Origin of the sequence: Bradyrhizobium sp. AUGA SZCCT0222, assembly GCF_018130205.1 — a bacterium.
Lineage (GTDB): Bacteria > Pseudomonadota > Alphaproteobacteria > Rhizobiales > Xanthobacteraceae > Bradyrhizobium.
Genome location: NZ_JAFCLX010000054.1, coordinates 22,529 through 47,958 on the forward strand (window position 1 = coordinate 22,529; position 25,430 = coordinate 47,958).

Annotated in this window: 21 protein-coding genes; 11 read left to right on the plus strand and 10 right to left on the minus strand. The window is 63.8% G+C overall.

All coding sequences use genetic code 11. The features are described from left to right. Window positions 1-332 precede the first annotated feature (332 nt). The gene (locus JQ629_RS31300; RefSeq protein WP_212415892.1) at window positions 333-734 is read left to right on the plus strand and encodes a response regulator; all 402 of its coding nucleotides are present in this window, start codon (window positions 333-335) and stop codon (window positions 732-734) included. Between the two features lie 15 nt (window positions 735-749). On the opposite strand, the gene JQ629_RS31305 is transcribed toward JQ629_RS31300, so the two are convergent. The 7 genes from JQ629_RS31305 to JQ629_RS31335 form a co-directional block, all read right to left on the minus strand. Next, window positions 750-2,252, minus strand: coding sequence for an HWE histidine kinase domain-containing protein (locus JQ629_RS31305; protein WP_212415893.1), 1,503 nt, complete (start codon window positions 2,250-2,252; stop codon window positions 750-752). 14 nt (window positions 2,253-2,266) lie between these two features. Further along, on the minus strand, window positions 2,267-8,470 hold the full coding sequence (locus tag JQ629_RS31310; RefSeq protein ID WP_349631354.1) for a HAMP domain-containing protein: 6,204 nt from the start codon (window positions 8,468-8,470) through the stop codon (window positions 2,267-2,269). 395 nt (window positions 8,471-8,865) lie between these two features. Next, window positions 8,866-9,984: a branched-chain amino acid ABC transporter substrate-binding protein gene (locus JQ629_RS31315; protein ID WP_212415895.1), complete on the minus strand. Its 1,119-nt coding sequence runs from the start codon at window positions 9,982-9,984 to the stop codon at window positions 8,866-8,868. Between the two features lie 303 nt (window positions 9,985-10,287). Continuing rightward, window positions 10,288-11,031 (minus strand): ABC transporter ATP-binding protein, encoded by a 744-nt coding sequence (locus JQ629_RS31320; protein WP_212415896.1) that lies wholly within the window; start codon window positions 11,029-11,031, stop codon window positions 10,288-10,290. A 124-nt stretch (window positions 11,032-11,155) separates the two neighbouring features. Beyond that, window positions 11,156-12,001 (minus strand): ABC transporter ATP-binding protein, encoded by an 846-nt coding sequence (locus tag JQ629_RS31325; RefSeq protein ID WP_212415897.1) that lies wholly within the window; start codon window positions 11,999-12,001, stop codon window positions 11,156-11,158. Continuing rightward, window positions 11,998-13,362, minus strand: a complete 1,365-nt coding sequence (gene livM, locus JQ629_RS31330; RefSeq protein WP_212415909.1) for a high-affinity branched-chain amino acid ABC transporter permease LivM — start codon at window positions 13,360-13,362, stop codon at window positions 11,998-12,000. Before livM ends, JQ629_RS31325 begins: the two co-directional genes overlap by 4 nt. 32 nt (window positions 13,363-13,394) lie before the next feature. Beyond that, window positions 13,395-14,312, minus strand: a complete 918-nt coding sequence (locus JQ629_RS31335) for an ABC transporter permease subunit (protein ID WP_212265933.1) — start codon at window positions 14,310-14,312, stop codon at window positions 13,395-13,397. Window positions 14,313-14,596: 284 nt separating this feature from the next. Between JQ629_RS31335 and JQ629_RS31340 the strand changes: the two genes are divergently transcribed. Continuing rightward, the gene (locus tag JQ629_RS31340) at window positions 14,597-14,755 is read left to right on the plus strand and encodes a hypothetical protein (RefSeq protein ID WP_212415898.1); all 159 of its coding nucleotides are present in this window, start codon (window positions 14,597-14,599) and stop codon (window positions 14,753-14,755) included. A 199-nt stretch (window positions 14,756-14,954) separates the two neighbouring features. Then, complete coding sequence (locus tag JQ629_RS31345) at window positions 14,955-15,464, plus strand: hypothetical protein (protein ID WP_212415899.1); 510 nt, start codon at window positions 14,955-14,957, stop codon at window positions 15,462-15,464. Here the strand turns inward: JQ629_RS31345 and JQ629_RS31350 are convergent. The 3 genes from JQ629_RS31350 to JQ629_RS31360 all read right to left on the minus strand — a co-directional run bounded on the left by JQ629_RS31350 (window position 15,444) and on the right by JQ629_RS31360 (window position 18,091). Next, on the minus strand, window positions 15,444-15,836 hold the full coding sequence (locus JQ629_RS31350; RefSeq protein WP_212415900.1) for a carboxymuconolactone decarboxylase family protein: 393 nt from the start codon (window positions 15,834-15,836) through the stop codon (window positions 15,444-15,446). The genes JQ629_RS31345 and JQ629_RS31350 overlap by 21 nt on opposite strands. Before the next feature lie 102 nt (window positions 15,837-15,938). Next, the gene (gene pcaD, locus JQ629_RS31355; RefSeq protein WP_212415901.1) at window positions 15,939-16,721 is read right to left on the minus strand and encodes a 3-oxoadipate enol-lactonase; all 783 of its coding nucleotides are present in this window, start codon (window positions 16,719-16,721) and stop codon (window positions 15,939-15,941) included. A 17-nt stretch (window positions 16,722-16,738) separates the two neighbouring features. Further along, on the minus strand, window positions 16,739-18,091 hold the full coding sequence (locus JQ629_RS31360; protein WP_212415902.1) for a 3-carboxy-cis,cis-muconate cycloisomerase: 1,353 nt from the start codon (window positions 18,089-18,091) through the stop codon (window positions 16,739-16,741). A gap of 238 nt (window positions 18,092-18,329) precedes the next feature. Between JQ629_RS31360 and JQ629_RS31365 the strand changes: the two genes are divergently transcribed. The 8 genes from JQ629_RS31365 (at window position 18,330) to JQ629_RS31400 (ending at window position 25,246) form a co-directional block, all read left to right on the plus strand. Beyond that, window positions 18,330-18,776: an SRPBCC family protein gene (locus tag JQ629_RS31365; protein WP_192734116.1), complete on the plus strand. Its 447-nt coding sequence runs from the start codon at window positions 18,330-18,332 to the stop codon at window positions 18,774-18,776. A 221-nt stretch (window positions 18,777-18,997) separates the two neighbouring features. After that, the gene (locus JQ629_RS31370) at window positions 18,998-19,483 is read left to right on the plus strand and encodes a (2Fe-2S)-binding protein (RefSeq protein WP_192734115.1); all 486 of its coding nucleotides are present in this window, start codon (window positions 18,998-19,000) and stop codon (window positions 19,481-19,483) included. 65 nt (window positions 19,484-19,548) lie between these two features. Beyond that, window positions 19,549-20,352, plus strand: coding sequence for an FAD binding domain-containing protein (locus tag JQ629_RS31375; RefSeq protein WP_211996304.1), 804 nt, complete (start codon window positions 19,549-19,551; stop codon window positions 20,350-20,352). A gap of 37 nt (window positions 20,353-20,389) precedes the next feature. Then, the gene (locus JQ629_RS31380; RefSeq protein WP_192734113.1) at window positions 20,390-21,295 is read left to right on the plus strand and encodes an AAA family ATPase; all 906 of its coding nucleotides are present in this window, start codon (window positions 20,390-20,392) and stop codon (window positions 21,293-21,295) included. Window positions 21,296-21,398: 103 nt separating this feature from the next. Beyond that, a complete protein-coding gene (locus tag JQ629_RS31385) occupies window positions 21,399-22,601 on the plus strand; it encodes a vWA domain-containing protein (RefSeq protein ID WP_212415903.1) in 1,203 nt (400 codons plus the stop codon). Window positions 22,602-22,614: 13 nt separating this feature from the next. Then, window positions 22,615-22,944 (plus strand): XdhC family protein, encoded by a 330-nt coding sequence (locus tag JQ629_RS31390; RefSeq protein WP_192734111.1) that lies wholly within the window; start codon window positions 22,615-22,617, stop codon window positions 22,942-22,944. Then, on the plus strand, window positions 22,941-23,645 hold the full coding sequence (locus JQ629_RS31395; RefSeq protein WP_212415904.1) for an XdhC family protein: 705 nt from the start codon (window positions 22,941-22,943) through the stop codon (window positions 23,643-23,645). The genes JQ629_RS31390 and JQ629_RS31395 overlap by 4 nt, the downstream gene beginning before the upstream one ends. Then, window positions 23,642-25,246: an NTP transferase domain-containing protein gene (locus JQ629_RS31400; RefSeq protein ID WP_212415905.1), complete on the plus strand. Its 1,605-nt coding sequence runs from the start codon at window positions 23,642-23,644 to the stop codon at window positions 25,244-25,246. The genes JQ629_RS31395 and JQ629_RS31400 overlap by 4 nt, the downstream gene beginning before the upstream one ends. The last annotated feature ends 184 nt before the right edge of the window (window positions 25,247-25,430 follow it).

Sequence of the window (25,430 nt, forward strand, 5' to 3'; positions counted from 1 at the left end):
CCATCGGACCAGCTTCAAACGCGCGCACATTGACCTATCCACAGAGGCGACCGATCAGGCCGATATGCGGATATCGACCCGCAGGAGTAGCGGACACAAGCGGACCAGGGAAGCGGGGGACTCACTCGGGCGCCGGGTGGCAAAAGACTATAGCGCGTTGACGTGGAATGGAATCAACCCAAGGTTACATATTACCCGTACAGCGATGTGCCGGAAAGACGTGTCCGGGGTAACCGTCCCTTTACCGAACGGTCGAATAATGCCGGCGGCGCTGCGCCGTCCGTCGGACTTTCATCATAAGCTGTTGCAAGACCGATCCGGAATTTTTTTTAATGCCCCGCGTTCTTGTGATTGACGACCAACCCGACGTGCGCACGATGATCTCGATCGTGCTGCGGATCAACCAATTCGAAATCGTCGAAGCCGCCACCGCCGAAGCCGGATTGAAGGCATTCGAAGCTGAGGATTTCGACCTCGCGATCGTCGATATCTTCCTGCAGGGCTCGAACGGCTCCGATGTTATCGCGACGATGCGCGAACGGGTGCCCGACCTGCCTGTTGTCGCGATATCCGGCATGACGGCGCTCGACTTCCTGTCCAAATCACCTGAACTGGCTGACGTGGTCTGCCTGCAAAAGCCGTTTCGTCCGACCGACCTGATCCGCGCGATCGACGCGGCCCGGCAGGCGATGCGGCCATCGGCGGGCGTCGTTGCCGGGGCGGCGGCGCGGTAATCCGCCCTTCAGCCGTTACGGCCGGGCCGACTTTCCAACGCGTCTGCTGCCGGCTTCATCCGCCACGGTTTTCCGAGGCGGAGCCGGATCGGGCGCGGTCTGGCGCGCCAGCGGGACCAAAAGCCGGCAAACGAGACCTTCGGGGCGCCAATCGAATTCGGCCTTTCCGCCGAGTTGCGACTCGATGCTGGCGATAACGCTCCGTGTGCCAAATCCCCTTGATACCGGTTTTTCGACCACAGGCCCGCCGGTCTCCATCCAGACGAGTTCGAGAAGGCCCGACTCGAGCTCCCACTTCACCGATAGCCGGCCCGTCAGCGCCGACAGGGCGCCATACTTGGCCGAATTGGTAACGAGCTCGTGCAGCGCCAAAGCCACCGTCTGTGCGGTCGCCGGTTGCAGCTGCACCTCGGCGCCGCGCAATGCGATCTGATCGCCCATCGAATATGGCGCCAGCTCTTCGTCGATCAGCTTGCCTATTTCAGCGCCTTGCCAGCTCGACAGCGAAAGCACGGTGTGCACCCGCGCAAGCGCGGTGATGCGTCCTTCCACCGAGCGGATGTAGCTCTTGACGTTTTCGCCGCGCGTCAGCCGAACGATCGACTGCGCCAGCGCCAGCGCGTTCTTGGCGCGGTGGTCGACTTCCCGGGCGAGCAGGTTTTGGCGTTCTTCGGCCTGTTTGCGTTCGGTGATGTCGACCGTCACGCCGCTGACGCGGATGACGCGGCCGTCCTTGTCGGTGCTCGCCGCAGCCGTTCCCGCGCACCAGCGCACTTCGCCATCAGGGCGGATGACGCGAAACTCCGCCTCGTACGATTTCGCGCCTCGGGCGAAACTTGCCCATGCATCGTGCAGTTCAGGAACGTCGTCCGGATGGATCAGGGCCTGAATATTGGCCGGTGTCAGCTCGATGCTGCCGGGATCGACGCCGAGAATTTGATACTGGCCCTCGTCCCACATCCAGTCGCCATTGACCCAGTCCCAGTCCCACGACCCCATCTTTCCCGCGGCGATCGCGAGACTTCGGCGCTGCTCGCTTTCCAAAAGCCGCGCATGGGATTCTTCCAGTTCGGCGGTGCGGGCGCGAACCCGATCCTCGAGCTCGACATTGAGCCGCTCCAGCTGACGGGTCTTGCGATAGAGTTCGGCGAACACCTTGATCTTGGCGCGCAACACTTCAGGCACCACCGGCACCGGAACGTAGTCGACCGCGCCCATTTCGTAGCCGCGCAGCCGGTCCAGATCGCTGACCTGGATTGCCGAGATGAAGATCATCGCCGTCTTCTGGAAACGGGGATGTTCACGGATCATCGCGGCGAGCTCAAAACCGTCCAGTTCCGGCATGCAAACGTCGACCAGGATGATGGCGACGTCGTTCTTCAGCAGGAACTCGAGCGCCTCGCGCCCCGAGGCGGCCGAGACCAGGTTCTCTCCAAGCTCCTTCAGGATGACCTCATAGGCGAGCAGCTTTGCCGGCTGATCGTCCACCAGAAGTATGTTTACTTTCTCTTGGTCCATCATCTGCGCGCCGATCAGCGGTGGAGCCACATACGGATGGCAAGGAGCAACTGCTCGGTGTTGACTGGTTTTGCCAGATAGTCCGACGCGCCGGCCTCAAGGCATTTCTCGCGGTCGCCCTTCATCGCCTTGGCGGTCAGCGCGATGATGGGCAGGCGGCCAAACGACGGGTTCTGCCTGATCACCCCGATGGTCTGGTAGCCGTCCATCTGCGGCATCATGATATCCATCAGCACGATCGCGATCTTGGGGTTGGATTCGACCAGCGCAATGGCCTCATGGCCGGTGGTCGCCGTCAGCACCTTCATGCCGCGCCGCTCCAGCACGCTCGACAGCGCGAAGATGTTGCGGGCATCGTCGTCCACCAGAAGCGCGGTCTTGCCAACGAGATCCTCATCGGAACTATTGAGCTTCTCCAGCATCCTCTGCTTTTCGACGGGCAATTCCGTGATCACACGGTGCAAAAACAGCGACGTTTCGTCGAGCAGGCGTTCCGGCGATTCCACGCCCTTGACCACGATGCTGCGGGCCATGGTGTGGAGTTCCGCGTCTTCCTCGGCGGAAAGTTCCCGCCCGGTGAACACGACCACCGGCACGTTCGACAGCGCCTCGTCGTTGCGGATCTGGTCGAGCACCTCGAAACCGCTCATATCAGGCAACCGCAGGTCCAGCACGACGCAGTCGCAGGGGTTGTCGCGCAGGGTCGAGAGTGCGCCGGCGCCGGTATCGGTGGTGAGGATCTCGATATCCACGTGATCGAGCAGGGCCTTGATGCTCATCTGCTCGGCGGCGTTGTCTTCCACGATCAGAAGACGCTTGCGCCGCGGCTTGGCGTATTCCTTGATCTGGGACAGTGCGGCGCTGACGCCTTCGGTCGTGGTCGGCTTGTTGACGAACGAGAATGCGCCGCGTGCCAGCGCGTGCTGGCGGTCCTCGTCGAGCGTGATGATCTGCACCGGAATGTGCCGGGTCAGCGGATTGTGCTTGAGCTGGCTGAGCACGGTCCAGCCCAGCATGTCCGGCAGGAACACATCGAGCGACACCGCCGTGGGCTGGAACTGCTTGGCGAGTTCGAGCGCTTCGGCGCCGCGATTGGCGACCAGGACCTTGAAGCCCTTGTCGCGGGCGAGATCGATCAGCACCCGCGCGTAATGCGGATCGTCCTCGACGATCAGGAGGATGGTGTCGCCGGCCTCGAGGTTGAGCCGGTCATCCGGCAGTTGCTCGATCACCCGTTCCTGGGTCGCGGCAACCTGCAGCGCCGGCGCGGTCAGATAGGGCGACGGGGCAGGGGTGCGCGGCGCGACGGTGGGCCCGGAATACTTCAAGGGCAGATATAGAATGAAGGTGCTGCCCTTGCCCGGGGCGCTGCGCAGATGAATCTCGCCGCCGAGCAGGCTCGCAAGTTCGCGGCTGATAGCGAGGCCGAGGCCGGTGCCGCCATATTTTCGGCTGGTGCCGGCATCCGCCTGCTGGAACGCTTCGAAGATCAGCTTCTGCTTTTCCGGCGGGATGCCGATGCCGGTGTCGGTGACCTCGAAGGCCACGACCGCGGGAGCATGGTTCAGGATCGGGTGCTCCGCGCTCCATCCGCCGAGCGCTGCGGACACGGTCAGCCGCACGCCGCCTTCGGCGGTGAACTTGAACGCGTTCGACAGCAGGTTCTTCAGCACCTGCTGCAGGCGTTTGGAGTCGGTCACCATGCTGCGGGCGAGGTTCTCGTCGACGCTGATGTTGAACGAGAGCTGGCGGTTGTCGGCTTCGTGCCTGAACGGCCGGCCGACGGTTTCCAAAAGGTTCGAGGTGAGAATTTCCTCGGCATCGACCGTCACCGTTCCGGATTCGATCTTCGACAGGTCGAGAATGTCGCTGATCAGATTGAGCAGGTCGGTGCCGGCGCCGTGGATGGTGCGGGCGAATTCGACCTGCTTGGCCGACAGATTGCCGTCGGGGTTTTCGGTGAGCTGCTGGCCGAGGATCAGGATGCTGTTGAGCGGCGTGCGCAGCTCGTGCGACATGTTGGCGAGGAATTCGGACTTGTACTTCGAGGTCAGCGAAAGCTCGGTCGCCTTCTCCTCGAGCGCGCGCCGCGCCTGTTCGATTTCCTGGTTCTTTCTTTCCACCTCGACGTTGCGTTCGGCGAGCTGCTGGGCCTTCTGCTCGAGCTGTTCGTTGGTCTGCTGCAGCTCCTTCTGCTGGGTCTGCAATTCGCCGGCGAGCTGCTGCGACTGCTTCAGCAGGCCTTCGGTCTGCATCGTGGCCTCGATGCTGTTGAGCACGATGCCGATACTGTCGGTGAGCTGTTCGAGGAAGGTCATCTGCGAGGTCGTGAACGAGCTGATCGAGCCGAGCTCGATGACGGCCTTCACCTGGCTTTCGAACAGCACCGGTAGCACGACGAGATTTCGCGGGACGACGCGAAGAAGGGCGGAGTTGATTGGGGTCGCATCCGACGGAATGTCGGAAAGGATGCGCTGGCGCTTGTCCATCGCAGCTTGCCCGACCAGCCCTTCGCCGAACTGGACGACCTCCTTGTGCGGGCTGGCGCCGTCGCCGGCATAGGCCGAGAGCAGGCGAAGCTGCGGATTTTCCTCGTTCTCGACCTGGTAGATCACGCCCATATGGGCGTTCACCAGCGGCGTCAGCTCGGTCAGCAGCAGCCGGCCGACGGTTGTGAGATCGCGCTGACCCTGGAGCATGTTGGTGAACTTGGCGAGGTTGGTCTTCAGCCAGTCCTGCTCGGTATTGACGTCGGTAGTCAGCCTCAAATTGCCGATCATCGTGTTGATGTTGTCTTTGAGCTCGGCCATTTCGCCGCGCGCGTCGACCTGGATCGAGCGTGTCAGGTCGCCCTTGGTCACGGCTGTCGCGACCTCGGCAATGGCGCGCACCTGCGAAGTCAGGTTGGCGGCCAGCAGGTTGACGTTGCCGGTGAGGTCCTTCCAGGTGCCGGCCGCGCTCGGCACGTTGGCCTGGCCGCCGAGCCGGCCTTCGACGCCGACTTCGCGCGCCACGCTGGTGACCTGATCGGCAAAGGTCGCAAGCGTCTCGGTCATGTTGTTGATGGTGTCGGCGAGTGCCGCGACTTCGCCCTTCGATTTCACCGTGAGATTCTGTTTCAAATCGCCGTCGGCGACCGCGGTCACGACCTTGACGATGCCGCGCACCTGCTCGGTCAGGTTGGCGGCCATGAAGTTCACGGTGTCGGTCAGATCCTTCCAGGTGCCGGCGACGCCGGGCACCTGCGCCTGGCCGCCGAGCTTGCCCTCGGTGCCGACTTCGCGCGCCACGCGCGTCACTTCGCCGGCGAACGCGTTGAGCTGATCGACCATCGTATTGATGGTGTTTTTCAGTTCGAGAATTTCGCCCTTCACGTCGACCGTGATCTTCCGCGACAAGTCGCCGCGCGCCACGGCGGTGGTGACTTCGGCGATGTTGCGGACCTGCGTGGTCAAATTTGCGGCCAAAAGATTGACGTTGTCGGTGAGATCCTTGAACGTTCCGCCGACGCCGGGCACCACGGCCTGGCCGCCGAGCCGGCCCTCGGTGCCGACCTCGCGGGCCACGCGAGTCACTTCGGCCGCGAACGAGCGCAGCTGCTCGACCATCGTGTTCAAGGTGTCCTTCAGCAGCAGAATTTCACCGCGAACGTCGACCGTGATCTTCTTCGACAGATCGCCGCCGGCGATCGCGGTCGCGACCTCGGCGATGTTGCGGACCTGCGCGGTCAGGTTGGAGGCCATGAAGTTGACGTTGTCGGTCAGGTCCTTCCAGGTGCCGGCCACTTCGGGCACTTCGGCCTGACCGCCGAGCTTGCCTTCGGTGCCGACCTCGCGCGCCACGCGCGTCACTTCGGAGGCGAAGGCGTTGAGCTGGTCCACCATGGTGTTGACGGTGTTCTTCAGCTCGAGAATTTCGCCCTTGACGTCCACCGTGATCTTCTTCGACAGGTCGCCTTTCGCCACCGCGGTCGTCACTTCGGCGATGTTGCGGACCTGGCCGGTGAGGTTGCCGGCCATCGAGTTGACGTTGTCGGTAAGATCCTTCCAGGTGCCGGCCACACCGGGCACGTTGGCCTGGCCGCCGAGCCGGCCTTCGGTGCCGACCTCGCGCGCCACGCGGGTCACTTCACCGGCGAAACGGTTGAGCTGGTCGACCATCGTGTTGAGCGTTTCCTTGAGCTGCAGGATCTCGCCGCGCACGTCCACGGTGATCTTGCGCGACAGGTCGCCGCCGGCGATGGCGGTCGCCACTTCGGCGATGTTGCGGACCTGCGCGGTCAGATTGCCGGCCATCGAGTTGACGCTATCCGTCAAGTCCTTCCAGGTGCCGGCGACGCCGGGCACTTCGGCCTGGCCGCCGAGCTTGCCGTCGGTGCCGACCTCGCGCGCCACGCGCGTCACTTCGCCGGCAAAGGCGTTGAGCTGGTCGACCATCGTGTTCAGCGTTTCCTTGAGCTGAAGGATTTCGCCTGACACGTTCACCGTGATCTTCTTCGACAAGTCGCCCTTGGCGACGGCGGTGGCGACTTCGGCGATGTTTCGCACCTGGCCGGTGAGGTTGCTGGCCATCGAGTTGACGCTGTCGGTGAGATCCTTCCATGTGCCGGCGACGCCGCGCACCAGCGCCTGGCCGCCGAGCTTGCCTTCGGTGCCGACCTCGCGCGCGACGCGCGTCACTTCGCCGGCAAACGCGTTGAGCTGGTCGACCATCGTGTTGACGGTGTCTTTCAGTTCCAGAATTTCACCGCGCACGTCCACCGTGATCTTCTTCGACAAGTCGCCATTGGCGACCGCCGTCGTCACTTCGGCGATGTTGCGGACCTGAGCCGTCAGGTTGCTCGCCATCGAGTTGACGCTCTCGGTGAGATCCTTCCAGGTGCCGGCGACGCCGAGCACGTTGGCCTGACCGCCGAGCCGCCCGTCGGTACCGACTTCGCGCGCGACGCGCGTCACTTCGCCGGCAAACGCGTTGAGCTGGTCGACCATCGTATTGAGGGTTTCCTTCAGCTGAAGGATTTCACCGGATACGTTGACGGTGATCTTCTTGGAAAGGTCGCCGCCCGCGATCGCGGTCGCGACGTCGGCAATGTTGCGGACCTGCGCGGTCAGGTTGGAGGCCATGAAGTTGACGTTGTCGGTGAGGTCCTTCCAGGTACCGGCGACACCGGGCACCTGGGCCTGACCGCCCAATTTGCCTTCGGTGCCGACCTCGCGCGCGACGCGCGTCACTTCCGAGGCGAACGAGTTGAGCTGGTCTACCATCGTGTTGATGGTGTCTTTCAATTCCAGAATTTCGCCGCGGACGTCCACCGTGATCTTGCGCGAGAGGTCGCCGCGGGCGACGGCGGTGGTGACGTTGGCGATGTTGCGGACCTGCGCGGTGAGGTTGCCGCACATCGCGTTGACGGAGTCGGTGAGATCCTTCCATGTGCCGGCGACGCCGGGCACGATCGCCTGGCCGCCGAGCTTGCCGTCGGTGCCGACTTCGCGGGCCACACGTGTCACTTCGGAAGCGAACGAACGCAGCTGATCCACCATCGTATTGATGGCTTCCTTCAGCTGCAGGATCTCGCCGCGGACGTCGACCGTGATCTTTTTCGACAAGTCGCCATTGGCGACCGCGATCGTGACTTCCGCGATGTTGCGGACCTGGCCGGTGAGGTTGTTGGCCATGGAGTTGACGCTCTCGGTCAAATCCTTCCAGACGCCGGTCACTTCCGGCACCTGCGCCTGGCCGCCGAGCTTGCCCTCGGTGCCAACCTCGCGCGCCACGCGCGTCACTTCCGAGGTGAACACGCTGAGCTGCTTGATCATCGTGTTGACGATGTTGGCGGACTGCAAAAATTCGCCGCCCAGCGGGCGGCCATCGACATCGAGTTGCACGGTCTGCAGCAGGTCTCCCTGCGCCACGGCAGCGACCGCGCGGGTCACCTCGCGCGTCGGCCATAGCAGATCGTCGATCAGGGTGTTGACCGACCCTTCCATGTCCGCCCACGAGCCGCTCGAAAGATCGAATTTGACACGCTGCCGGGTTTTGCCCTCGCGGCCGACGACCTGTCCGACCCGCTCCAGTTGCTGCGCCATTCGTTGATTGGCGGCGACGATCTCATTGAAGGTGTCGGCGATCTTGCCCTCGATGCCGAGATGGTCGCCGGTCATCCGCACCGAGAAATCGCCGGAGCGCATCGCCTGCAGCGCGTGCAACAGGTCCTGCATCGGGTCGGGCGTGCCGTTGGCTTGCGCTTTGGACTTGGAGACGCGGCGAACCTGGGATGATGCGCCAGGGGAAAGATCACTCATGGTGTCTCCTCAACGGGACGTCACGCGAATCTGATGGCGGGTATGCGATCTTGCGCCATAAAGCCGTGCCGTCCAATCGCAGATCGAGGTGGAACAGCAGGTGATGCAGCAAAATCAAAGACATGGAACCCAGCCCGAACTATTCCAAAACCTTCGGCACCATTTGGTTCCACGGTCCCCCCGGAAAAAAAGTTCCGTATCGCGAACGGCCGTTAACCTTTGTGGCGTTCCGGTCCTTGATGAATACGCCGCAAACAAAAACGCCCCGGGCAAGCCGGGGCGTTCGTTGCTAACAAAAGCGGTGAGGGGTCTTAAGAACCCTTCGGATTGATCTCGGTGTAGTTGCCCTTGGCATCCCACTTGTAGACGACATAGTCGATCGCCTTGATGTCGCCCTTGGCATCGAAGCCCATCTTGCCGAGCACGGTATCCCACTCGCCGGCCTTGATGGCTTCCATCACCTTCTTCGGATCGGTCGAGCCGACCTTCGCCACCGCCTTCGTCCAGACCTGCATCGCGGCGTAGGTGTAGAGGGTGTAGCCTTCGGGATCGATGTTCTTGGCCTTGAACTTGGCGACGATCTCCTTGGCGGTCGGCTTGTTGCGCGGGTCGGGGCCGAAGGTGAACAGCGTGCCTTCAGCGGCGGGACCTGCGATCGAGGCGAACTCCTTGTCGTTCAAGGCGTCGCCCGCCATCAACACCGTCTTCAGGCCCTGGTCGCGCATCTGGCGCAGGATCAGGCCGGATTCCTGGTGGTAACCGCCGACAAAGACCAGATCGATATTGTCGCGCTTCAGCCGCGACACGATCGCGTTAAAATCCTTGTCGCCCTTGTTGTAGGATTCGAACATCTTCTCGGTGACGCCGGCCTTGTTGAGCGCCTTCTTGGTTTCGTCGGCGAGGCCTTTGCCGTAGGTGGTCTTGTCGTTGAGGATGGCGACGTTCTTGCCCTTGTAGTTCTTGACGATGTAATCGGCGGCAATCAGGCCCTGCTGATCGTCGCGGCCGCAGACGCGCGCCACGTTCCAGAGCTTGCGCTCGGTGAACAGCGGGTTGGTCGAGGCCGGCGTAATCTGCAGCACGTTGCCGTCGGCATAGGCTTCCGACGCCGGGATCGACGAGGACGAGCAGAAGTGACCGGCGACGAACGGGATCTTCGCGCTGGCGAACTTTTCCGCCACCGAGCGCGCCTGCTTGGGATCGCAGGCATCGTCGCCGACCTGCAGCGCCAGCTTCTTGCCGAGCACACCGCCGGCGGCGTTGATGTCGGCCACCGCCTGTTCGGCACCGTTTTTCATCTGCCGGCCGAACGCGGATTCGCCGCCCGTCATCGGGCCCGCCACTGCGATATTGATGTCCTGCGCCAGCGCGGTGGTCGAAAGCGCCAATGATGCGCCCAATGCCAGGCCGATGAGTTTCAATGATTTCATGAGGTATCCTCGCGGGTTGTTCGATTTTCGGGATGCACCCGGCGGGCCGGGCGCGAAAACCGCAGCCATTGTCGGCTGATTTTACCGCGAAGTCATCGGCAAATTTCGGGCAAATCCACCGTCCGTTCGCAGCATCTTGCCGCAGACCTATGTCGTCCCTGCCTAGTGCGCAATTGCGCACGAGGGGCCGGGACCCATAACCACAGGCTTTAGTTAGGGGGAAACGTCTAACTTCAGCGCAAAATTGTGAAATCACGCGGTATGGGTCCCGGCCTTCGCCGGGACGACGCGGGAGGGGAGAGCCTAGCCCCGCCGGCCGCCCTCCAGATAGGCAGCGCGGATTTCGGGGCGCTGTAACAATTCACTGCCGGTGCCGGAGAGTGTGATCAGGCCGTTGACCATGACATAGCCGCGATGGGCGAGTTTCAGCGCGTGATTGGCGTTTTGTTCGACGATCAGCACGGTCAGGCCGTCCTGCCGGTTCAGGGTCCGGATGGCGTCGAAAATCTGCCGCGCGATCAGGGGCGCCAGGCCGAGCGACGGCTCATCGAGCATCAGCAGGCGTGGCCGGCTCATCAGGGCGCGGCCGATCGCCAGCATCTGCTGCTCGCCGCCGGACAGGGTTCCGCCGCGCTGGGTCATGCGTTCCTTGAGCCGCGGGAACAGGTTGAAAATGCGCTCCAGGCCGCTGGCGCGGTCGGCGTCGCTGGAGTCGGTCGCGTCGGCGCCCATCTGCAGGTTTTCCGCCACGCTCATGCGCGGGAAAATCCGGCGGCCCTCCGGGGACTGGGCGATGCGCAGCCGCGCGATCTCGTGCGTCGGCACGCCGGTGATATCCTGGCCGTCATATTCGATCCGGCCGGCGCGGGCGCGGGGCCTGCCGAACACCGTCATCATCAAAGTCGATTTGCCGGCGCCGTTGGCGCCGATCAGGGCGACGATCTCGCCCGCGCCGACATCGAGATCGACGCCTTTCAGCGCCTCGATCTTACCGTAGGCCGCGCGCAAGCCGCGGATCGCCAGCAGTGGCGTTGTGGTTGAGGTCATGATGAAACCTCACAGCCGTCATGGCCGGGCTTGTCCCGGCCATCCACGTCTTTTCGCTCGGTCTGTAAGAAAGGCGTGGATGCCCGGGACAAGCCCGGGCATGACGAGAATGCGTAAAGCGCGGTCACGTTCCGCTCTCCATCACCGCGATGGCTTCCTCCTCGTCGGCGCCGAGATAGGCGGCGATCACCCTGGGGTCGTCGCGGACATGCTGCGGCGTGCCCTCGGCGATCTTGACGCCGTAGTCCATCACCACGACGTGGTCGGAGATTTCCATCACCACCGACATGTCGTGCTCGATCAGGAGGATTGAGGTGCCCTGATTCGCGCGGATCGAAAGCAGCAGCTCGCTCAAGGCCGCGCTCTCACGCGCGTTGAGCCCGGCGGCCGGCTCGTCGAGGCAGAGCAGCGCGGGTTCAGTGCACATGGCGCGCGCGATTTCGAGGCGGCGCTGATCGCCATAGGGCAGGTTGCCGGCGGCATCGTCGGCGCGGTCCAAAAGATCAATGCGCTCCAGCCACGTTCGCGCCAGATCGATCGCCGCTTTCTCCGCGACGCGCCAGGACGGCGCGCCGATCAGTCCGAGCAGGGTAAGGCCGGAGGCGCGCATCAGCGCATTGTGCTGCGCCACCATCAAATTCTCCAGCGCCGTCATGCCGGGGAAGAGACGGATGTTCTGGAAGGTGCGCGCGACTTTCGCCTGCTTGGAAATTCGGAAATCGTTCAGCCGTTCGAGCTGGATGTTGTGGCCGTCATCATGCGCCAGCCGCATGCTGCCGCTGGTCGGCTTGTAGAATCCGGTGATGCAGTTGAAGACGGTGGTCTTGCCGGCGCCGTTCGGTCCGATCAGGGCGGTGATCTTGCGCCGTTCGGCGCCGAAGGAGAGGTCGTTGACGGCGACGATGCCGCCGAAGCGCATCGACAGATGATCGACGGAAAGGATGTGGTCAAGAATCTGATCGGCGCTCATCCGTGCCCCTCCTTGACGAGGTCGGACGAGATCGCCTGGTTGCGTTCCAGGAACACGGTCGGCGCACGGTGACCGATCAGCCCGCGCGGGCGCCAGATCATCAACAGCACCATCGCCATGCCGAACACCAGCATGCGGTATTGGTCGAGCCCGCGGAACAGCTCGAAGCCGCCGATCATGGCAAGCGCCGCCAGCGCCACGCCAAGCTGCGAGCCCATGCCGCCCAGCACCACGATCGCCAGCACCAGCGCCGATTCATGGAAGGTGAAGGATTCCGGGCTGATGAAGCCTTGTCTGGTCGCGAAGAACGCGCCGGCGAGACCGCCGAACATGGCGCCGGTCGCAAACGCCGTCAGTTTTGTCGTTGTCGTGTTGATGCCGAGCGCGCGGCAGGCGACCTCATCCTCGCGCAAGGCTTCCCAGGCGCGGCCGATGGGCAGGCGGCGCAGGCGGATCGTGACCCAGTTGGTGAGCAGCGCGAGTGCCAGGATCAAGTAGAACAAAAATACGATGCGGTGGGTCGGCGAGAATTCGATGCCGAGTTTGGCGGCAAGCCCGTCGTCGCCGGGCGAGAGCGGAATGCCGAACATGGTCGGCCGCGGAATGCCGGTGACGCCGTTCGGACCGCCGGTCAGGCTTTGCCAGTTGAGCAGGACGAGGCGGATGATCTCGCCGAAGGCGAGGGTGACGATGGCGAGATAGTCGCCGCGCAGTCGCAGCACGGGAAAACCGAGCAGCACGCCCCAGAACGCGGCGAGGATGCCGGAAACCGGCAACAGCACCCAGAACGCCCAAGGACCGAGTTGCAAGAAGTCGACGTGCACAAAGGGCGGCACCATACTAACGTGCGGGTACGGAATCCCGGATTGCGCCAGCAGCGCGTAGGAATAGGCGCCGACCGCGTAGAACGCGACATAGCCGAGGTCGAGCAGGCCGGCGAGTCCGACCACCACGTTCAATCCCCATCCGAGCATGACGTAAGTCAGCACGAGGATGCCGAGGTCGAGAATGTAGCGTTCGTTGTAGAAGATCACCGGCACCAGGAAGGTGAAGATCAAGAGCACCGGCGCGACGAGACGACCCGCGAACGAAAGCGCCGATGTTACCTGCGGCGGCACGACGCGTACGGTGCCGACCGGTCCCCACCATTGCCGCAGCAACTCGACGACGATGCTGCCGCCGAACACGGTTGCGACCATCATGGCGAGGTCGCCGAAGCGGGTCCAGTAGGTCAGTTGCCCGTCGGATCCTGCTTCGGTGCGCACGCCGATCATCAGCGAGAACAGCACCAGCGCGACCAGCGCGCTGATCAGGGCTTTCTTGAAGATGAAGGCGACGCCGGGAGCGCGCGAGGTTTGCATGGCGGCGGGGGGCGCGTTCACGCGGGCGCCCGTCAGACTTTTTCGACTTCAGGCCGGCCGAGCAGGCCGGTCGGAAGGAAGATCAGCACGACGATCAGGATCGAAAACGCCGCGACGTCCTTGTACTCGACCGAGAAGTAGGCCGACCACAGCGTCTCGATCAGCCCGATCAGCAGTCCGCCCAGCATCGCGCCGGGCAGCGAGCCGATGCCGCCGAGCACGGCGGCGGTGAACGCCTTGATGCCGGCGACGAAGCCCATGAAGAAATCGACGAGGCCGTAATAGAGCAGGTACATCATGCCGGCGACCGCAGCGAGCGCCGCGCCGATCACGAAGGTCATCGAGATGGTGCGGTCGACGTCGACGCCGAGCAGCGAGGCCATGGTCTGGTCCTGCTCGCAGGCGCGCATGTCGCGGCCGAGCCGCGTGCTCGATACCAGCCAGGTGAACAGCGCGAGCAGCACGACGGTCGTGATCACGACGATGATCTGGATGTTGGACAATTGCACCACGAAGCCGCCGGAGCCCTCATGCAGCGTGTAGCCGCCGGTGATGATCGGCGGCACCGGCTTGACGCGCGCACCCTGGGCGACTTGGGAATAATTGGTCAGCACAAATGACATACCGATGGCCGACAGCATCGGAGCAAGGCGGAACGAATGCCGCAGCGGCCGGTAGGCGATGCGCTCCACGGTCCAGCCATACAGCGCGGTGATCGCCATCGATACCAACAGCACGACCAGCAGGATCAGGGGGATCGCGGTCAGGCCGAACGAAACCAGGATCAGGAACGTGATCAGGGCAATGAAGCCGCCGATCATGAAAATATCGCCATGGGCGAAATTGATCATGCCGACAATACCATAGACCATAGTGTAGCCGATGGCGATCAGGCCGTAGATCGAGCCGAGCACGAGGCCGTTGATCAGTTGCTGGGCGAAATAATCCATGCGCTGCCGTATCTAGAGGTCAACGCGCCGAGGCCCCCGGCAGCCTTGATCGACGCATCGTTTCGTTTTCATACAGTTTGGAACCGGGGGCGGCAACAGCGCTGGCTACGGCCCGGAGGGCTTGTACAGAGCTAGTTTTGAGCTGCCGGTTCCCAGGCAGTTCCTTGGGTCACAATGCCAACACGGCCTTGTCGCGCAATCATTGCGTCGGAACCGGTGTTCCCTCGCAACCAAAGCCCGGACTTTCCGTTGCCCCCGACTGTGTTCAACAAGGGAGATCCCCAATGAGCAAGCCGACCCAAAAGCCGGGCCAGCAGAACCAGAACCCGGGTCAGAAGCCCGGCCAGCAGCAGGGCGGCGGTCAAAAGCCCGGTCAGCAGCAGCAGGATCCGAGCCGCCGTCAGGGCGAGCGACCCGGCGAGATGCCTGATCAGGACCGCTAGTTCGCAGGACCGCTGGTTCGAACGTAAGCGAGAGTTAAGGGAGGCCCCGCCGAAAGGCGGGGCTTTTCCTGTATGCGGGGAGGCGGGCCGCCGGCCAATTAAGGTAAACAAAGGGTTTAAATTGCCGCTCGCCGTTTAAGGGAGTTACGTCGCCGTCAGCCCGCCGCCTCGAAGCGCGGCGGAACCAACGGGAAGCGGCATGGCCAAACACTGGCGGATCAGTTCACTCAGCGGCGCGCTGCTGGCGGCGTATTTCATTCCGGCCTGGACCCTGATCGCGTTCAAGATCATGGTTTCGCCGATCCATGGCCTCTACGACCGGCCCAACATTTCGTTCGCTTTGTTCGTCAGCGATCATCTGCAACTGGCGGGCACGGCGACCGTCCGTTTCGCCTGGCTATTGGCGCTCGGGCGGATGACGGTCGTGGCGTTCTTTGCGGTCTTTCTGGTGTTCGTGACCCGCGCCGCGATCCGCAAGGGTGGCGGCTGCAACGAAGCGCTCGGCATGGCGCTGGCGTTCGGCAGCGTCATCAGCTTTGCGGGCGTGCTGATGGCGTCGCTGGCCGGCGAGACCGCCGCCCTTCGGATGCATGCGGCCGAACTGTTGATGATGCTCGGCACCGTGATCGTGATGCTGGTCGAGGCGCCGGCGCAGAGGCCGGCGGATGCCAGCGCCGGCTCAGGCGAGCTAACCCTTCAGCAGACCTAGTTCGGCGACGATTCCTGCGGCTTCCTTGACGGCGTGGTTGGCCGCGGGCACGCCGCAATAGATCGCCTGCTGCAGGATGATCTCTTTGATATCGTCAGGCGTGAAGCCACCCTCGGCGAGGGCCGCGCGCACATGCAGGCGGAATTCATCCCATTGGCCGAGCGCGACCATGGTGCCGATCACCAGCACGCGCCTTGTGCGGTGATCGAAATGCGGCCGGGTCCAGATATCGCCCCATGCATAGCGGGTGATCAGGTCCTGGAAATCGGTGTTGAACGCGTTGCGGTTCTTGATCGATTTGTCGACCCATTCATTGCCGAGCACCTTGCGGCGCTGGGTCATGCCGTTCTCGCGGCGCTTGTCATCGTCCATGGGATTCTCTCCTTTCGTCATTGCGAGGAGCGAAGCGACGAAGCAATCCATTCTTCCTTAGCAGAGAGATGGATTGCTTCGCTGCGCTCGCAATGACGGCTGCTAGCGTTGCGTCAGGAAGCCGACCACCGCGTCGGTGAAGGCGTGCGGCTGCTCGACATTGGAAATATGCGCGGCGTCCAAAATCGTCATGCTGGCGCCGGGAATCTGGCTGCGGATGTATTCGCCGGCCGCAACCGGCGTCGACATGTCGTGGCGTCCGGCAATCACCAGGGTCGGGCTTTTGATCTTCGGCAGCATCTCGCGGTTATCCAGCGTCGAGAGCGCCTCGCAGCAGGCGAGGTAGCCTTCGACGGGTGTTGCCAGCATCATCGCCTTCATGTTGGCGGTGATCTGCGGCTCGCGCTCGCGAAAATCCGCCGTCAGCCAGCCGCCGATCACGGTGTCGGCGACGGCGGCGATGCCGCCTTCCTTCACCGCCTTGATGCGGTTGTGCCAGTTGGTCGGGTCGGGATAGTGGCAAGCGGTATTGGCGAGGATGAGTTTGCCGAATCTATCAGGCGCATTGGCGCCCAGCCATTGCCCGACCATGCCGCCCATCGACAGCCCGCACCAGTGCGTCTTGGTGATATTGAGATCGTCGAGGATCGCGAGCACGTCGCGGCCGAACCGTTCCATCGAATAGGGGCCCGGCGGCACGCTGGACTTGCCGTGGCCGCGCCGGTCGTAGCGGATGACGCGAAACACCTCCGTGAGCGCCTTCATCTGCGGCTCCCACATCTGCATGGTCGAGCCCAGCGAATTCGAGAGCATCAGCGTCGGCCCGCCGTCGCGGCCTTCGACGGAAACGTTGAGCAGGCACCCGTCGGCGTCGATCATCGGCATGGAATGTCTCCGGTCTCTTAGGTTTCCAGTGAAGCGAGCAGGCGGTCGATCAGGGCTTGCGAGGCGCCCTGATAGGCCATCGGCTCGAACAGTTCTGCGATTGTCCCGGCGCTGAGCTGCGCGGTGACTTTTGCATCCGACGTCAGCACGTCGCGCAGATGTTTCTTGCCGGCGACCGCTTTCTTGCTGGCCGTCTCGATCAGATGATGCGCGTCGCTCTTGCCGATTTTTTCAGCCAGCGCGAATGTCACCGCTTCCGCCATGATCAGCCCGTCGGTAGCGTCGAGATTGGCGCGCATCCTGATGGCATCGACTTCCAGTCCTTCGGCGATGTCGACGATGGCCGCAAGCGCTCCCGAAGTGACCAGCAGCAAGGTCGGCAGGGTCGGCCACTCCGCGTGCCAGGGGCCGGCGCTGCGTTCGTGGTCCTGCACCTGGGCGGCAAAAATCGTCGCCGCCAGATTGGGCGCCATGGTGGCGGCGGCAAGCGCGGTCGCGGCCGCCACCGGGTTGCGCTTGTGCGGCATGGTGGAGGAGCCGCCGCGGCCTTCGCCCGATGGCTCAAAGGCTTCGCCGACGTCGGTCTGCATCATCAAGGAAACATCGCGGGCGATCTTGCCACAGCTGCCGGCGAGAATGGCGAGCACGGATGCGGCCTCCGCGATGCGGTCGCGGTGGGTGTGCCAGGGCGCCTCGGGCAGCGGCAGTTTCAGCTCCTGCGCCAGCTTTTCGGCGACCAGCAATCCCTGGTCGCCGAGCGCGGCGAGGGTGCCGGCGGCGCCGCCGAACTGCAGCGCCAGCGTCTCGCTGCGCAATCGCCGCAGCCGAGCCTGCGAGCGGTGCAGGGCCGCGGCATATTCGGCAAGCTTGAGGCCGAACGGCATCGGTAGCGCATGCTGCAGCCAGGTGCGGCCGACCACCGCGGTGCTGCGGTGCTGGCGCGCCAGTTTGGCAAAGCCCGTGATGGCGCGGGCGGTGTCGGTGAGCAGCGCATCGATGCCGGCGCGCAGGCCGAGCATGGCGCCGGTATCGATCACGTCCTGGCTGGTCGCGCCCCAATGCACGTAGCGCGCGGCGTCGGCGTCAGCCTTGGCGACATTGGAGGTCAGCGCCTTGACCAGCGGAATTGCAAGATTGCCGGAACGTGTCGCGGCCTCGGCCAATGCCGAGAGGTCGAATGATTCGGCCCGGCAGGCGTTCGTGATCGGGCCGGCAGCTTGGTTCGGAATGACGCCAACAGCGGCTTCGGCACGGGCCAGCGCGGCCTCGAAATCCAGCATGTTTTGCAGGCATGCGGCATCGTCGCACACCGCGCGCATCGCGGCGCTCGACAGCATCGGGGCAAGCAGTGGGGACAGGGATGTGCTCATCTGTGGCGGACCTAACCATCCCCGGCTGGCTCTGCCAACCCGGTTGGTAATGCTAATGCGCCCTGATTATTTGGCGGTATCGGGTCACAGGTCCGGACGCCAAAATTTGCGGCATTGCGGCGATCCCTGTTGGGCTTTGCGAATATGCATCGCTCGTCGTCCCAGGGCGGCCTTTCCTTATGCGCGGCCGTGCATTACTTGGGAGAACAGTTTTGAAGCGTTACCGGAGGCACCACCCATGGCTATGACGATGACCGGCGAAGTCCAGCTTGCGGCGCCGCGCGAGGCCGTGTGGGCCAAATTGAACGATCCGGAGGTGTTGAAGGTCTGCATCCCCGGCTGCGAGGAGCTCGAGAAGACCGAGGACAATGGCTTCCGCGCCACCGCCAAAATGAAGGTCGGCCCGGTCTCCGCCCGCTTCAAGGGCAAGGTCACGCTGAGCGATCTCGACCCGCCCAACGGCTACAAGATCTCGGGCGAAGGCGAGGGCGGCGTTGCCGGTTTCGCCAAGGGCGGCGCCACGGTGGCGCTGGCCGAAAAGGATGGCGGTACCTTGCTCAGTTATAATGTCGAGGCCCAGATCGGCGGCAAGCTGGCTCAGCTCGGACAGCGCCTGATCAACGGCTCTGCCAAGAAACTGGCCGACGAGTTCTTCGCCAATTTCGCCAAGGCGGTGCAGGGTTGATCCCGGGTTGAAGCTTGGCTGCCTCTTGGCTCCGCCCAAGATTCCCGCCTCAAGTCCAGCCCGAATATCCCGCCAAGAGTCCCGCTAAGCCGCATCTGGCCATGCCGGAAGTGAGTGACTGCCAAGGTTGCTCATTGCCGGGATGGCCCATATTATGGCCTTGGAACGATTTTAAACGCCTGCGCAGCCGATATGCGGCAGTGCAGCTCAAGAGAGTGCTGATGGCCAAGATTTCCCTGATCGTGAACGGCAATCCCGTAAACGCCAATGTCGACCCCCGTACCCTCCTGGTCCAGTTTCTCCGCGAAAACCTGCGGCTGACGGGCACCCATGTCGGCTGCGACACCTCGCAGTGCGGCGCCTGCGTCGTCCATCTTGACGGCAAGGCGGTCAAATCCTGCACCACGCTGGCTGTCATGGCCGACGGCCACGAAGTCCGCACCATCGAGGGCCTGGCCGCCGACGGCGCGCCGCTGCATCCGATGCAGGAAGCCTTCCGTGAGCACCACGGCCTGCAATGCGGCTTCTGCACCCCCGGCATGATCATGACCGCGGTCGATTTGGTGCACCGCAAGGGCAACGACCTTTCGGACCACGTCATTCGCGAAGAGCTCGAAGGCAATCTGTGCCGCTGCACCGGCTATCAGAACATCGTGACCTCGATCGCCGCCGGCGCCAAGGCGATGGCCAAATCCGACCTAGCTTAAATCTGACCTGGCTTAAGTCCGCCTCGCATCATCGAATTCATCGCGACCGCGATCAGGAAGTTCTCATGTACGAATTCAAATATCATCGCCCCGCGACCGTGCGTCAGGCCGCCAATCTCCTGGTGAAGAACGAAGACGCCAAGGTGATCGCCGGCGGCCACACGCTGGTGCCGGTCATGAAGCAGCGGCTCGCGAGCCCGCCGCATCTGGTCGATCTCTCCCATATCGAAGGCCTCGACGGCATCGAGATGAAGGGCCGTTCTCTGGTGATCGGCGCCACCGCCAAGCACGCCGCGGTCGCGACCTCGGCGGTCGTCGGCGAAGCCATTCCGGCGCTGGCCGAACTCGCCGGCATGATCGGCGATCCTGCGGTGCGCCACAAAGGCACCATCGGCGGCTCGCTCGCCAACAACGATCCGACTGCGGATTATCCCGCCGCGGTGCTGGCGCTCGGCGCCACCATCGTCACCAACAAGCGCCGGCTGAAGGCCGAAGAATTCTTCCAGGGCCTGTTCACGACGGCGCTCGAAAGCGACGAGATCATCACCAAGGTGATGTTCCCGGTGCCGAAGAAGGCGGCCTATATCAAATTCCGCAACCAGGCCTCGCGCTACGCGCTGGTCGGCGTGTTCGTCGCCAAGCGTCCGTCGGATGTCCGCGTCGCCGTCACCGGCGCCGGCTCGGACGGCGTGTTCCGCGCCGAACCGTTTGAAGAGGCGTTGAAAAAGCGCTTCTCGCACAAGGTGCTCGACGGCGTTTCCGTTCCGGCCGAAGGGCTGAACAGCGACCTGCACGGCAGCGCCGAATATCGCGCGCATCTGATTGGCGTGCTGACGCGCCGCGCCGTCGAAGCCGCGACGGCGAAGTAAGTTTGCCGTTTCCCGGCTCAGCAAGATTGGCTTTGTCATGAGTGCATCGGCGCTACCGAAATCCGTCGATGCGATGCAGGAATTGCTGACCTCGCGCGGCTATCTCGCCGAGCGATCGCTGGCGACGGTGACCTATCTGTCGCTGCGCATGGGACGACCGCTGTTCCTCGAAGGCGAGGCCGGCGTCGGCAAGACCGAAATCGCAAAAGTGCTGTCGGCCGCCCTGGGCCGGAAACTGATCCGTCTGCAGTGCTACGAAGGTCTCGACGTTGCCTCCGCGGTCTACGAGTGGAACAGCGCCGCGCAGATGATCGCAATCCGGCTGGCGGAAGCCGGCGGCGACACTGACCGCGACCAGCTTTCCAGCGATATTTTCGCCGAGCGTTTCCTGATCAAGCGGCCGCTGCTGCAGGCGCTGGAGCCCGATGTGGCCGGCGCGCCGGTGCTGCTGATCGACGAACTCGACCGCGCCGACGAGGCGTTCGAGGCGTATCTTCTGGAAATCCTCTCGGACTTCCAGGTGACGATCCCGGAATTCGGCACCGTGAAGGCGCCGCAAGCGCCGATCGTCATCATCACCTCGAACCGCACCCGCGAAATCCACGACGCGCTGAAGCGCCGCTGCCTCTATCACTGGGTGGATTATCCCAATGCCGAGCGCGAGCTTGCGATCGTCAAATCGCGCGTGCCGGATATCTCCGCAAAACTGTCGCAGCAGGTGGTGCGCTTCGTGCAGGCGTTGCGCGATCAGGATTTCTACAAGTCGCCGGGCGTTGCCGAGACCATCGACTGGGCCACCGCGCTGACCGAACTCGACGCCCGCTCGCTGACGCCGCAAGTCGTCGGCGACACGCTGGGCGCGCTCCTGAAATACCAGGACGACATCGCGCGGATGCAGGGCGACACGCTGCAGAAGGTTTTGAAGGAAGCGACGAGCGACTGACTTGTCATTCCGGGATGGTCCGAAGGACCAGACCCGGAATCTCGAGATTCCGGGTTCGATGCTTTGCATCGCCCCGGAATGACGGGATAAACCGAGTGCTACGATGGCCATCAACCACCTCAACCCGCCCACCGGCCAAATGGCCGACAACGTCGTCGGCTTTGCCCGCGCGTTGCGTGCCACCGGGATTCCGGTCGGGCCGGGTGCGGTCATCGATGCGCTCAACGCGCTGCAGGTGATCGAGATCGGCAACCGCGCCGACGTCTACGCCACGCTGGAAGCGATTTTCGTCAAGCGTCACGAACATGCGCTGATTTTCAAGCAGGCTTTCGACCTGTTCTTCCGCGCCGCCGAAGAGTGGAAGTCGATGCTGGATTCGGTGCCACTGCCGGACCACGCCAAGAAAAAACCGCCGCCGGCCTCGCGGCGTGTGCAGGAGGCTTTGGCGCAACCCTCGATGCGCGAGGAAGCCCCGCAGGCCCAGGAGCAGGAACTGCGGCTCTCCGTCTCCGACAAGGAGATCCTGCAGAAGAAAGATTTTGCGCAGATGAGCGCGGCCGAGATCGCCGAAGTGACGCGCGCGATTGCGGACATGCGATTGCCGCAGGCCGAGCTGCGCACCCGCCGTTACCAGCCGGACGCGCGCGGGCTCAAGCTCGACATGCGCCGGACGCTGCGCGGATCCTTGCGCACCGGCGGCGAGATCATCGACATCCGAAAGCTGGGGCGGATCGATAAGCCCGCGCCGATCGTGGCGCTGCTCGATATCTCCGGGTCGATGAGCGAATACACCCGTCTGTTCCTGCATTTCCTCCATGCTATCACCGACGCCCGCAAGCGCGTCTCGGTGTTCCTGTTCGGCACCCGCCTCACCAACGTGACGCGTTCCTTACGGGCGCGCGATCCCGACGAAGCGCTGGCGCGCTGCTCGTCCTCGGTCGAGGACTGGGCCGGCGGCACCCGGATTGCCACCTCGCTGCACTCGTTCAACAAATTGTGGGGCCGGCGCGTGCTCGGGCAGGGCGCCATCGTACTGCTGATCTCAGACGGGCTGGAGCGCGAGGCCGACGACAAACTGGCGTTCGAGATGGACCGGCTGCATAGGTCTTGCCGCCGTCTGATCTGGCTCAACCCGCTATTGCGCTATGGCGGCTTCGAGGCCAAGGCGCAGGGCATCAAAATGATGCTGCCGCACGTTGACGAATTCCGCCCGGTGCATAATTTGAGTTCAATGGAAGGGCTGATTGCGGCGCTTTCGTCGCCGCCTCCGCCCCATCATCGCAGCGTGATCCGATCGGCAGCTTGAAAAGAGGCCCGCTATGCTCAATCGCGACGAAGACATCCTGCAGGCCGCCGAGGCCTGGCAAAAGGCCGGTCATGGGGTTGCGCTGGCGACCGTGGTCGAAACCTGGGGCTCGGCGCCGCGCCCGGCCGGCTCCAGCCTCGTCATCAATGACGACGGCACGTTCCTGGGCTCGGTGTCCGGCGGCTGTGTCGAGGGCGCTGTCGTCACCGAAGCGCTCGACGTGATCGCAAGCGGCCAGCCCAAAATGCTCGAATTCGGCGTGGCGGACGAGACCGCCTGGAATGTTGGTCTAAGCTGCGGCGGTACCATCCGCGTCTTCGTCGAGAAGGTGGGCCAGTCGTGAAACTGCAAACACTCTCTGAAGTGAACATCGAGCGCGCCGCGCGGCGGCCGGTGATCGTGATCACCGATACCGCCAATGGCGACCAGCGCCTCGTCAAGGCAAAGGATATCGCGACCGATCCCCTGCGGGCTGAGCTTTCAAAGCAGTTGCGCATGGGCAAGAGCGGCATGATCGAGGCCGGCGGCAAGAAACTGTTCCTCAACGTTTACGCGCCGACCGCGCGGCTCGTGATCGTCGGCGCTGTCCATATCAGCCAGGCGCTCGCGCCGCTGGCGCGTTCGCTGGATTATGACGTCACGGTGGTCGATCCGCGCACGGCGTTCGCCAGCCCTGAGCGTTTTCCGGACGTGCCTTTGATTGCGGAATGGCCCGACGTGGCGCTGCCGCCGCTCAATGTCGATCACTACACGGCGTTCGTCGCGGTCACGCATGATCCCAAGATCGACGATCCGGCGCTGCTGCACGCCTTTGCGCGCGACTGCTTCTATATCGGCGCGCTCGGTTCGCGAAAAACCCACGCCAAGCGTGCCGAGCGGCTGAAGGCGCAGGGCGCATCGGACGCCGACATCGCGCGCATCCATGCGCCGATCGGCCTCAACATCGGCGCGGTGTCGCCGTCGGAGATCGCGGTCTCGATCATGGCCGAGATCACCGCGGAGCTGCGGCTGCCGAAGGAAACTGCGAAAGAGCAGGCGGCATGAAGTTCGGCCCCGCCAGTCCGGCCGACGCGATTGGCGGCGTCACCGTGCATACGCTGCGCCAGGGTGCCTTGGTGCTCAAGAAGGGCACGTCCATTGGTCCCGGTGAGGTCGAGGCGCTGACCAAGGCCGGCGTCAAGGAAATCGTCGTGGTGCGCCTGGAACACGGCGATGTCTCCGAAGACGTCGCCGCCGCCAGCATCGCGCAGGCGGTGGCGGGCGACGGCGTCAATGTCGAGCGCGCGTTTACCGGCCGTTCCAATCTATTCGCCGCGCAAGCCGGCGTGCTGGTGGTCGACCGCGCCGCGGTCGACCGCATCAACGGCGTCGATGAAGCCATTACCTTTGCGACCCTTGCCGCCTTCAAGCCGGTGGTCGAGGGCGAGATGATCGCGACCGTCAAGCTCATTCCGTTCGGCGTCGAAGCGAAACTGCGCGACGTCGCCGTTGCCGTTGCGGGCAAGGGCGCGCTGCGGATTGCTCCCTATACCATCAAGCGCGTCGGCGTGGTCTCGACCCTGCTGCCGGGCCTGGCGCCGAAGGTCATCGAGAAAACCCTGCGCGTCACCGCCGAGCGCCTGGCGCCGGCGGGTGCGACCATCATCGCCGAGCGCCGCGTGCCGCACGACGAGACCGTGCTCGCCGCCTCGATCAAGGAATTGCTCGGCCTCGGCGCGGAGCTCGTGATCGTGTTCGGCGCATCCGCGATCGCCGATCGCCGCGACGTGATCCCGGCCGCGATCACTGAAATCGGCGGCGCGATCGAGCATTTCGGCATGCCGGTCGATCCCGGCAATCTGCTGCTGATCGGCAGCGCCGGCGGCGTGCCTGTATTGGGCGCGCCGGGCTGCGCGCGTTCGCCGGTCGAAAATGGATTCGACTGGGTGCTGATGCGCCTGCTCGCAGGGCTGAAGGTGACGCGCGCCGAACTCACCGGCATGGGCGTCGGCGGTCTGCTGATGGAAATAGTGACGAGGCCACAGCCGCGCACCGTTGCCGACATCGAAGCCAGCCGCAACGTCGCGGCCATCGTGCTCGCGGCTGGCCGTTCGACCCGGATGGGCGGTCCGAACAAGCTGCTCGCCGAGCTCGACGGCAACAAGCTGGTGCGGACCGTGACCGAGCACGCGCTGGCCTCGAAGGCGATGGAGGTGATCGTCGTCACCGGCCATCAGGCCGACCTGGTCGAGCAGGCATTGGCCGGCTTGAGAGTGAAATTCGTCCGTAACCCGGATTTCGCCGGCGGGCTCGCAAGCTCCGTCAAGGCCGGCATCGGGGCGGTGCCCGCGAATGCCGACGGTGCGCTGGTGTGCCTCGGCGACATGCCGCTGATCGATGCCAAATTGATTGACCGGCTGATCGAAGCGTTCGAGCCCGATCGTGGCCATCTGATCGCCGTCCCGGTCAGCGAGGGGCGGCGCGGCAATCCGGTGCTGTGGTCGCGGCGCTTCTTCCGCGAATTGATGACGCTGGACGGCGACATCGGCGCCCGCCATTTGATCGCCAAACACGCCGAGGCCGTGGCGGAAGTCCCGGTCGAGGGCGAAAGCGCGTTTTTGGACATCGACACCCCGCAGGCGCTGGAAGCGGCAAGACGGGGGTAGACGAACTCTATCCTCGTCGTCCCGGCCTTGAGCCGGGACCCATACCGCGTTGTGCTATCGGCTCAAGCAAGGTGGCCGACACCTGCTACAATCACAACCGCCGCGGTGTATGGGTCGTAAGTCTCGGTGCCTCGATTAAGATGGGGCGATCGAGGCGGGCGTTGCGGGGTTTATGGGAGGTCGT